Here is a 10,212-nt window from a genome sequence, read left to right as displayed (position 1 = left end):
CGCAGCGCCCCGCCGGCACGGACGGGCGGCCCGCTCCATCGGCTCCCCGCGCCGGCGGCGGTCCGGGCGGCGGCAGCGGCGCGGCGCAAGGCGGCGAGGGCGCGCGCACCGGCGCCGTCGCGGGCGTGAAGCGCATCGTCGCCGTCGGCTCCGGCAAGGGCGGCGTCGGCAAGTCCACCGTGTCGGTCAACCTCGCCGTGGCGCTCGCCGGGCTCGGCTGGCGCGTCGGCCTGCTCGACGCCGACATCTACGGCCCCTCGCTGCCGACCCTCCTCGACGCGGTGGACTACAAGCCCGCGGCCGGCGAGGGGCTCGTCCCGCTCGAGGCATACGGCATCAAAGCGATGTCCATCGGCTTCCTCGTCGATCCGGCGAAGGCGGTGGTGTGGCGCGGGCCGATGGTCACGGGCGCGCTCAACCAGCTCCTGCGCGACACGCGGTGGGGCGAGCTCGACTGCCTCATCATCGACATGCCGCCCGGCACCGGCGACATCCAGCTCTCCCTCGCCCAGCAGACGCCTCTGACGGGTGCCGTGGTGGTGACGACGCCGCAGAAGCTCGCCCTCGTCGACGTGCGCAAGGCGGTGGCGATGTTCCGCACCGTGAACGTGCCGCTCCTCGGTCTCGTCGAGAACATGTCCGCCTTCATCTGCCCCCATTGCGGGGAGGCGACGGCGGTGTTCGGAACGGGCGGCGGCGCCCGCGAGGCCGAGGCGGAGGGCATGGAGCTCCTCGGCGAGGTGCCGCTGACGCTCGCGATCCGCGAATCGTCCGACGCCGGCCGCCCCGTCGCCGTCGATCCGACGACGGCCGAGGGCGCCGCCTACGCGACGATCGCGGCCAATCTCGCCGCTGTGCTTGAGGCGCGACAGGAAAAACCTTTCCCGGCTATTGTTTTCGAGGAAGCATAACCGCGACGCACAATGTGCAGAATGATTCGACGTTGACGCTCCACTCTGGCAATATTGATCTAGATCGTGTTCTGAAGCCGCGGCGACATCGCAACGGTGCCGGAGTCCATGGAGTCGGCTCTGGCGTGGCGATGAGCGCGCCGGCAATGCGTGGCGGGAATGTGGCGCCGCTCGATTGGCACCGCGGAAAGGCGGGCGAGCGCGTGCGCGAACCCGCGGCGCCATCGACGATCCAGTGAATGGGAGACGATGATGACGGATGCCGCTCGACCGGCTCCCGCTGCCCCGCCGTCCTGCATGCGATGCGCGGTGCGCAGCCGGGCGCTGTGCAGCGTCTTGTCCCCGGATGAGCTCTGGGAACTCAATTCCGCCGCCCGCCACAAGACCTATCCCGCCGGCCAGACGATCGTGACGCAGGGCGAACCCAACGTGCTCGCCAACATCGTCACAGGGATCGTTGTGGAGAAGAAGGGCCTCGCGGACGGTCGCGAGCAGATTGTATCCCTTCTATTTCCGTCCGACTTTTTGGGCAATGCCTACCGCCGGGACGCGGACGCCACGGCGCAGACGGTGAGCCCCGTCACGCTGTGCACCTTCGAGCGTTCCGGCTTCGAGGACGTGGTGAGGTCCCATTCCGCGTTTCGGCAGGCGCTGTTCGATCATGCCGTCGCCGAGCTCGACCAGGCGCGCGAGTGGATGCTGCTCCTCGGCCAGATGCGGGCGGGGGAGCGGGTCGCGACCTTCCTGATGCGGCTCGCCCGGCGCCAGTCGGACGCCGGCTGCAGCCACATGCCGCGCGACGTGGTGAGCGACGGGGCGATGCTGCGCATCCCGATCACCCGGGGCCAGATGGCCGCGTTCCTGGGCCTGACCGTCGAGACCGTGAGCCGCAAGCTCGGCGCCCTTCGCGACGCCGGGGTGATCGATCTCCTCGGCCCGCGCACCGTGCGCATCAACAACGTGGAGCGCCTGCTCGCCGAATCCCTGTGACCGGAGCGTGACATCGAGGCTACGGCGTGCGCATCGCTGGGCCAAGCTAGATCTGTATTGATTTGAATCAAGGCGTGGGTGACCCTGCCCCCATAGCGTCGAGCCAAGTCGCCGGCAGATCGAGAGATTCTACGCATGGGACAGATCGTCCTCATCCCGCTCCTCGGGATCGCTTCACTTTTGGCCGTCGTGGGCGCCGCGTTCGCCCGCGATACGCAGTTCGCAACCCACATGTGGCTGGTGGCCGCGCTGACGGCGATCGCCGCGGTCGTCTACTCGCGCCGGCTGTCGTGGGATCCGAGCGGCGCCCTCGTCGAGCGCAAGCCCGATCTCGGGAGCTACGTCGACGGTCCGATCCGCGCCGGCGTCATCGCCACGGTGGTGTGGGGCATCGCGGGCTTCACGGTGGGCGTGCTGATCGCCTTCCAGCTCGCCTTTCCCCACCTCAATATCGAGCCGTGGTTCAACTTCGGCCGGCTGCGGCCGCTGCACACCTCGGCGGTGATCTTCGCGTTCGGCGGCTCGATCCTCATCGCTTCGGCGATGCACGTGGTGCAGCGCACCTGCCATGCCAGGATGTTCGGCGGCGACGCGCTCGGCTGGTTCGTGTTCTGGGGCTACCAGCTCTTCATCGTGCTGGCGGCGACCGGCTACCTGATGGGGGTGACCCAGTCGAAGGAATATGCCGAGCCGGAGTGGTACGTGGACCTCTGGCTGACCATCGTGTGGGTCGCCTTCCTGGTGATGTTCCTCGGCACGCTGGCGAAGCGCAAGGAACCCCACATCTACGTGGCGAACTGGTTCTACCTCGCCTTCATCGTCACCATCGCCATGCTGCACATCGTCAACAACGCGGCGGTGCCGGTGTCGATCTTCGGCTCCAAGAGCTACGTGCTCTTCTCCGGCGTGCAGGACGCGCTGACCCAGTGGTGGTACGGCCACAACGCGGTGGGCTTCTTCCTCACCGCCGGCTTCCTGGCGATGATGTACTACTACATCCCCAAGCGCGCCGAGCGGCCGGTCTACTCCTACCGCCTGTCGATCGTGCACTTCTGGTCGCTGATCTTCCTCTACATCTGGGCGGGACCGCACCACCTCCACTACACCGCGCTGCCGGACTGGGCGCAGACCCTCGGCATGGTGTTCTCGGTGATGCTGTGGATGCCCTCGTGGGGCGGCATGATCAACGGCATCATGACGCTGTCGGGTGCCTGGGATAAGCTCCGGACCGACCCCGTCCTGCGCATGATGGTGCTCGCGGTCGCCTTCTACGGCATGTCGACCTTCGAGGGGCCGATGCTGTCGATCAAGCAGGTCAACTCGCTGTCCCACTATACCGACTGGACCATCGGCCACGTCCACTCCGGCGCGCTCGGCTGGAACGGCATGATCACCTTCGGCGTCGTCTACTATCTGGCGCCGGTGCTGTGGAACCGCACCCAGCTCTACTCGATGCGGCTCGTGAACTGGCACTTCTGGCTCGGCACCCTCGGCATCGTGCTCTACGCGGCGTCGATGTGGGTGTCCGGCATCACCCAGGGCCTGATGTGGCGCGAGTATTCGCAGGAAGGCTACCTCGTCTACTCCTTCGCGGAGACCGTGGCGGCGCTCCACCCCTACTACATCATCCGGGGACTCGGCGGCGTGCTCTATCTCGCCGGCGGCATCCTCTTCGCCATCAACATCGTGCAGACGATCCGTGGCCGCGTCGCCGGCCAGCCGGCCGCGCGCCCGGCCGTCCTCGCCCCCGCGGAGTAATTCGATGGAACAGACCGAAAAGCCCCGCTGGTACGATCACGGCCGCATCGAGCGGAACATCACGCTGCTCCTGATCCTGACCTTCATCACGGTCTCGATCGGCGGGCTGGTGCAGATCACGCCGCTCTTCTACGTCTCGAACACCATCGAGCCGGTGGAGGGGATGCGCCCCTATACCCCGCTCGAGCTCGCCGGGCGCAACATCTACGTCCGTGAGGGCTGCTACGTCTGCCACAGCCAGATGATCCGCCCCTTCCGCGACGAGGTGGAGCGCTACGGCCACTACTCGCTGGCGGCCGAGAGCATGTACGACCACCCCTTCCAGTGGGGCTCCAAGCGCACCGGGCCCGACCTTGCCCGCGTCGGCGGCCGCTACTCCGACGCCTGGCACGTCCAGCACCTCATCGACCCGCGCTCGGTGGTGCCGGAGAGCATCATGCCCACGTACGCCTTCCTCGCCCACCGCCCCGTGGACGCGGACATCATCGAGGACGACCTCGTGACCAACGTCGCGGTGGGCGTGCCCTACAGCGAGGAGATGATCGAGAACGCCAAGGCCGACCTCTACGCCCAGGCCGGCGCGAGCGACGACACCTCCGGCCTCACCGAGCGCTACGGCGACGCGCTCAACATCCGCGACTTCGACGGCAATCCCCGCCGGGTGAGCGAGATGGACGCCGTCGTCGCCTACCTCCAGATGCTGGGCACCCTGGTCGATCTCACCGACTTCGAGCCGAGCGGACCGGGGCGCTAGGGGGACGGGATGTCCTACGAGGGATTTCGCCACTTCGCGGACACTTGGGGGCTGGCGGTTACCATCATCGTCTTCGCGGTGCTGGTCCTCTTCCTCTTCCGCCGTGGCTCCACGGAGCGCTACCGCCAGGCCGCGCGCATCCCCATGGATGCGCCGGAGAGCCCGGCGGACAGCGACAAGACCATCAATTCCATCAAGGCCGGTGAGGCGGGCTCCACGCCCGATCCGAAGGGCAAGGACGAGCGCCCATGAGCGAGAAGATCATCGACGAGCCGACCGGTGTCGAGACCACGGGCCACTCGTGGGACGGCATCGCCGAGCTCAACAATCCACTGCCGCGCTGGTGGCTCTACATCATGTACGCCACGATCGTGTTCGCGATCGTCTACATGATCCTCTACCCCTCGGTGCCACTCATCAATCAGGCGACGCCGGGCCTGCTCGGCTACTCGAGCCGCGCCGACGTCGAGGGGGAGCTGACGCGGGTCGCCGCCACCCGCGCCGAACTCGACCAGCAGATCGCCTCGCTCTCCTTCCAGGAGATCGCCGCCAACCCGACATTGTCGGACTATGCCCGCCGCTCCGGGGCCTCGGCGTTCAAGATGGCCTGCGTCCAGTGCCACGGCTCCGGCGCCGCCGGCTCGCAGCAATACGGCTATCCGAACCTCAACGACGACGACTGGCTGTGGGGTGGCTCCATCGAGGACATCTTCACCACCATCACCCACGGCGTGCGCAGTGAGGACGACGCCGACGCGCGCTCCTCGCTGATGCCGGCCTTCGGCGCGATGGGGATGCTGAACCGCAACCAAATCAGCGACGTCGCCCACTACGTGCTGTCCCTCTCGGGCTCCGACGAGGCGGGCGATGCCGAGGCCGAGGCGCGTGGCGCGGAGGTCTACACCGCCCAGTGCGCCGTCTGTCACGGCGTGAACGGGGAGGGGAACCAGAGCGTCGGCGCGCCCCGTCTCAGCGATCCCATCTGGCTCTATGGCGGCACCTACGAGGATATCGTGCGGCAGGTGTCCAACCCGCACATGGGGGTGATGCCGGCATGGTCGGTGCGGTTCGACGACGCGACGCGCAAGGAGCTCGCCATCTTCGTGCACTCGCTCGGCGGCGGTCAGTAGGTCGCACTGGCATCGTTTTATAGAATTGATCAAAATCAAGGTTCGGGCAGTGAACCAGGCGTAGGCCCACACGATGATGACGGGGGCCGATATGGAGACCACGAGCAAGCAGTCTGTCGCCGAGCCGGTGGCGGGCCAGCCGACGAACCCCGCCGGTGTGCGCCAGTACGACGTGGCCGCCGTCAACCGCGGCCACAAGCCGAAGCTCTACAAGGGGCGCGAGCCGATCTATCCGCGCCGCGTCCACGGCACCTTCCGCCGCCTCAAGTGGTGGATCATGGCGATCACGCTCACGATCTACTACGTCACCCCCTGGATCCGGTGGGATCGCGGCCCCTACGCGCCCGACCAGGCGGTGCTCGTCGACCTCGCCAATCGCCGCTTCTTCTTCTTCATCATCGAGATCTGGCCGCAGGAATTCTTCTACGTGGCGGGCCTGCTGATCATGGCGGGCATCGGCCTCTTCCTGGTGACCTCGGCGGTGGGGCGCGCCTGGTGCGGCTACACCTGCCCGCAGACGGTGTGGACCGACCTCTTCATCTGGGTGGAGCGCCTGGTGATCGGCGACCGCAACACCCGCATGAAGCTCGACCAGTCGCCGTGGTCGGCCAAGAAGGCGCGGCTCAAGATCACCACCCACGCCATCTGGCTCGCCATCGCCGTCGCCACCGGCGGCGCCTGGATCTTCTACTTCTCCGACGCGCCCACCCTCGCGGCGCAGTTCCTGCGCGGCGACGCGCCGGCGGTCGCCTACATCACCGTGGCGGTCCTCACCTTCACCACCTACACGCTGGGCGGGCTGATGCGCGAGCAGGTGTGCACCTATATGTGCCCCTGGCCCCGCATCCAGGCGGCGATGATGGACGAGCGTTCGCTCACCGTCACCTACAACGACTGGCGCGGCGAGCCCCGCTCGCGCCATCAGAAGCGCGCCGCAGCCGAAGGCAAGCCGGTGGGCGACTGCATCGACTGCAACGCCTGCGTCGCCGTCTGCCCCACCGGCATCGACATTCGCGACGGTCAGCAGCTCCCCTGCATCACCTGTGCCCTCTGCATCGACGCCTGCAACGAGGTGATGGCGAAGGTCGGCAAGCCGCGCGGCCTGATCTCCTACACCACGCTCGCCGACTATGCCGCGAATGCCGCCCGCGCGGCGACGGAGGGGGTGGAGGCCGCCCGCGCCAAGCAGGTGCTTCCCGGCTGGCGCGAGGTGTTTCGGCCCCGCGTGTTCCTCTACATGGGCCTCTGGAGCCTCATCGGCATCGGTATGATCGTGTCGGTGATCGCCCGCGACCGATTGGACCTCTCCGTAGCGCACGACCGCAATCCGCGGTACGTTCAGCTCTCCGACGGCACCATTCGCAACGGCTACACCATCAAGATCATGAACATGGAGCCGCAGCCGCGCCAGTTCGACTTCGGCCTCGTCGGGCTGCCCGACGGGCTGATGTGGAGCCCCGACGTGTTCGACGAGCCGGCGCGCCGCTTCGCCGTGGAGGTGCCGCCGGACCAGGTGCGCGAGTTCCGCGTGTTCGTGAAGGCCGACGCGAGCAAGCTGGACGAGACGCCGAAGCCCTTCAGCTTCCGCACCTTCGAGATCGGCGGCCGCGAGAGCGTGGAAACGCCCGCCGTGTTCGAAACGCCCTGACAGTGCTCCGACTGGAGGACGATCGTGCCGGAGGAGGCCCGCCCGTGAAAGAGTTCACCGGCCGCCACATGCTCATCATCATGTTGACGGGCTTCGGCATCGTCATCGCGGTGAACTTCACCATGGCCTACCTCGCCTCGGCGAGCTGGACCGGGCTCGTCGCCAAGAACGGCTACGTGGCGAGCATCGACTTCGCCCGCGAGAAGGCGGCCCAGCGCCAGGCCGAGGCGCTCGGCTGGGATATCGCGGTGACGGAGGAGCGCGGTCGCGTCAGCTTCACCGTGGAGAGCGGCGGGGAGCCGGTCTATCTCTCCGCCGTCGACGGGACGGTGGAAGAGCTCATCACCGGGGAAAACAAGGTGCCGCTGGGCTTCACCCGCGTCGCGGGCGGCCGCTACCGGGCCGATTCGCTCATTCCCGCCGGCGAGCGCGTGGTGCGCATCCACATGCGCAAGGACGGCGACGAGCTGACCTGGCGCACCCCGTTCAACGTCCTGGGGACCGACTGATGGCCGCCGGCCCCCATCGCGACGGGGGGGCGCGGCGTTGAGCTGCTGCGGCGATCCCCACCTTGCGATCGCGGCCCGGTCGGACACGCTGCCGCCCGACCTTGCCGAAGCCGTCATCCGGCAGGACGGCACGGCGAGCCTCGTCCTCTCCGTGCCGGACATCCACTGCGCGGCCTGCATCGGCCGCATCGAGGACGCTCTCGGCACGCTCGACGACGTGACCCCGCGGGTGAACTTCACCCGCAAGACGGTGTCGCTCGCGTGGCAGTCGCCGGACTTTGACCCCGGTCGGGCCGTCACGATGCTGCGCAACCTCGGCTACACGCCGCAGGCTCTCGCCCAGTCCGCCGTGCGTCGCGACCAGCGGGGGGCGGAGCTTCTGCGCTGCCTCGCCGTCGCCGGCTTCGCGGCGATGAACGTGATGCTCCTCTCGATCTCCGTGTGGTCCGGCGCCGACGGGGCCACCCGCGCCTTCCTCAACTGGTTCTCCGCCCTCATCGCGCTGCCGGCGCTGACCTATGCGGCGCGCCCCTTCTTCCGCTCCGCCTACGGTGCGCTGAAGGCGAGGCAGCTCAACATGGACGTGCCGATCGCCCTCGCGATCGTCCTCGCCGCAGGCCTCAGCCTTTCGGAGACGCTTTCGGGTGACGGCGAGACCTACTTCGACGCCGCGATCACGCTGACCTTCTTTCTCCTCGCCGGCCGCGTGCTCGACCATCTGACGCGCGAGCGGGCGCGCTTGTCCGTCAGCCGCCTCGCCGCGCTGCGGGCGCCCTTCGCCCACCGCGTCGCCACCGACGGCAGCGTCGCGCTGGTGCCGGTGGAGACCATCGAGCCGGGCGACGTGATGGAGCTCGCCGCCGGCGAGCGCGTTCCCGTCGATGCGAGCGTCGTCGGCGAAGCCTCGTTCGACCTGTCGCTCGCGACCGGCGAGAGCCGGCCCGTCATGAAGCGGGACGGGGAGGAGATCCTCGCCGGAGCCCTCGCCCTCGACGGGCCGTTGCGCCTCAGGGCACGCCGCGTCGCCGCCGACAGCTACCTCGCCCAGCTCACCGCGCTCCAGGCGGCGGCGGAGGAAGCCCGCTCCACCCCGGCGCGCATCGCCGACCGGGCCGCCCGCATCTATGCGCCGGCGGTGCATCTCGTGGCGCTCGCCACCTTCATCGGCTGGCTCGTCGTGGGGGTGGGGACGGGAACGGCGCTCGCGACGGCCATCGCCGTCCTCATCATCACCTGCCCCTGCGCATTGGGTCTCGCGGTGCCCGCGGTGCACGTCGCGGCCTGCGATCGGCTGTTCCGGCGCGGCCTCGCCATCAAGGACGGGGCGGCGCTGGAGCGGCTGCGCCATGTCGACGAGGTGGTGTTCGACAAGACCGGCACGCTCACCGTGCCGACCCTCGACGGCGACCGGCCGATCTCCGACGTGACCCTCGCGGTCGCCGCCGCGCTCGCTCGCCACAGCACCCATCCGATGTCGCGCGCCGTGGTGCGCGCCGCCGAGAGCCGCGGCCTCGCCCGCCGCCCGGTAGAGGACGTCGCCGAGCTGCGCGGGCGTGGCGTGACGGGCTCCGTCGACGGCCGCCGCGCCTTCCTCGGCCGCGGTCCGGCGCCCTGGCAGGCCTCGGGCGGATCCGACGGCCTCGCGTTGACGGTGGAGGGCGAGGCGACCGTGCCGATCCCGATCACCGAGGCGCTGCGGCCGGGAGCGCTGCAGCTCGTCGCAAGCCTCAAGGCGTCGGGCCTACCGGTCGCGATCCTCTCCGGCGACGGCCGCGAGCCGGTGGAGCGCCTCGCCGCCCGCCTCGGCGTGAGCGAGGTTCACGCGCAGATGGCGCCGGCCGAAAAGGTCGCCTGGCTCGCCGCACGGGTGGAGGCGGGGGCCCATCCGCTGATGGTCGGCGACGGCCTCAACGACGGGCCGGCGCTCGCCACCGCCTCCGCCTCGATCGCGCCGGCGGATGCGTCGGACCTCTCGCGCACCGCGGCCGACATCGTGATGACGGGCGACGACCTCACCGACATTGCCGAGGCGCTGGCGACGGCGCGGAAGGCGCACCGCCTCATCCTGCAGAATTTCGGGATTGCCGCGGCCTACAACGCCGTCGCCGTGCCGGTGGCGGTGATGGGCGGGGCAAGCCCGCTCGTGGCGGCGGTGGCGATGTCGACGTCGTCGATCCTCGTGACGCTCAACGCCTTGCGGCTCGTCGGCACGCGGCCGCTCGCGGCGATCCGGCGGGAACGGGTGGACGTCGACCGTCCGACGGCGCACAAAGCTCTCCGGACTCGCCCTTCGCTGGAAGGAGGAATGTGATGAGTATTCTGGTCATCCTGGTACCGGCGGCGCTGTTTCTCGGCCTCCTCGGCTTGCTCGCCTTCTTCTGGTGCGTGCGCACCAATCAGTTCGAAGATCTCGAAGGCGCCGCCCGCCGCATCCTCGAGGACTAGGTCGCGGGCCGCCCGCTCGGTGCGCTGGAGCCGGTTCAACGAGCTCGCGTTCACCGAACCGGCTCCG

The 10,212-nt window shown here is 69.0% G+C and carries 10 protein-coding genes; all 10 read left to right on the top strand.

Annotated elements, in window-relative coordinates:
- The first annotated feature begins 125 nt into the window (after positions 1-125).
- The 10 genes from JCR33_RS17425 to ccoS all read left to right on the top strand — a co-directional run bounded on the left by JCR33_RS17425 (position 126) and on the right by ccoS (position 10,145).
- Positions 126-911: an Mrp/NBP35 family ATP-binding protein gene (locus JCR33_RS17425; protein WP_198883400.1), complete on the top strand. Its 786-nt coding sequence runs from the start codon at positions 126-128 to the stop codon at positions 909-911.
- Between the two features lie 336 nt (positions 912-1,247).
- Entirely contained in the window at positions 1,248-1,901 is a 654-nt protein-coding gene (locus JCR33_RS17420) for a Crp/Fnr family transcriptional regulator (RefSeq protein ID WP_211110378.1), read from the top strand.
- Between the two features lie 135 nt (positions 1,902-2,036).
- Positions 2,037-3,659 (top strand): cytochrome-c oxidase, cbb3-type subunit I, encoded by a 1,623-nt coding sequence (gene ccoN / locus JCR33_RS17415; protein WP_198883397.1) that lies wholly within the window; start codon positions 2,037-2,039, stop codon positions 3,657-3,659.
- Positions 3,660-3,663: 4 nt separating this feature from the next.
- The gene (ccoO, locus tag JCR33_RS17410) at positions 3,664-4,413 is read left to right on the top strand and encodes a cytochrome-c oxidase, cbb3-type subunit II (RefSeq protein ID WP_198883396.1); all 750 of its coding nucleotides are present in this window, start codon (positions 3,664-3,666) and stop codon (positions 4,411-4,413) included.
- A gap of 9 nt (positions 4,414-4,422) precedes the next feature.
- Complete coding sequence (locus JCR33_RS17405) at positions 4,423-4,665, top strand: cbb3-type cytochrome c oxidase subunit 3 (RefSeq protein WP_198883395.1); 243 nt, start codon at positions 4,423-4,425, stop codon at positions 4,663-4,665.
- Positions 4,662-5,543, top strand: coding sequence for a cytochrome-c oxidase, cbb3-type subunit III (gene ccoP / locus JCR33_RS17400; protein WP_198883394.1), 882 nt, complete (start codon positions 4,662-4,664; stop codon positions 5,541-5,543). The genes JCR33_RS17405 and ccoP overlap by 4 nt, the downstream gene beginning before the upstream one ends.
- A 91-nt stretch (positions 5,544-5,634) precedes the next feature.
- Positions 5,635-7,191 (top strand): cytochrome c oxidase accessory protein CcoG, encoded by a 1,557-nt coding sequence (gene ccoG, locus JCR33_RS17395; protein WP_198883393.1) that lies wholly within the window; start codon positions 5,635-5,637, stop codon positions 7,189-7,191.
- A gap of 44 nt (positions 7,192-7,235) precedes the next feature.
- A complete protein-coding gene (locus tag JCR33_RS17390) occupies positions 7,236-7,700 on the top strand; it encodes a FixH family protein (RefSeq protein ID WP_198883392.1) in 465 nt (154 codons plus the stop codon).
- 37 nt (positions 7,701-7,737) lie between these two features.
- Entirely contained in the window at positions 7,738-10,011 is a 2,274-nt protein-coding gene (locus JCR33_RS17385; RefSeq protein WP_211110377.1) for a heavy metal translocating P-type ATPase, read from the top strand.
- Entirely contained in the window at positions 10,011-10,145 is a 135-nt protein-coding gene (gene ccoS / locus JCR33_RS17380) for a cbb3-type cytochrome oxidase assembly protein CcoS (RefSeq protein WP_198883391.1), read from the top strand. The genes JCR33_RS17385 and ccoS overlap by 1 nt, the downstream gene beginning before the upstream one ends.
- Positions 10,146-10,212 lie beyond the last annotated feature (67 nt).

The organism is Acuticoccus mangrovi (assembly GCF_016411865.1).
GTDB lineage: Bacteria > Pseudomonadota > Alphaproteobacteria > Rhizobiales > Amorphaceae > Acuticoccus > Acuticoccus mangrovi.
The sequence above is the reverse complement of the archived record's forward strand: the minus strand, read 5'-3'. Positions and strand labels throughout refer to the sequence as shown.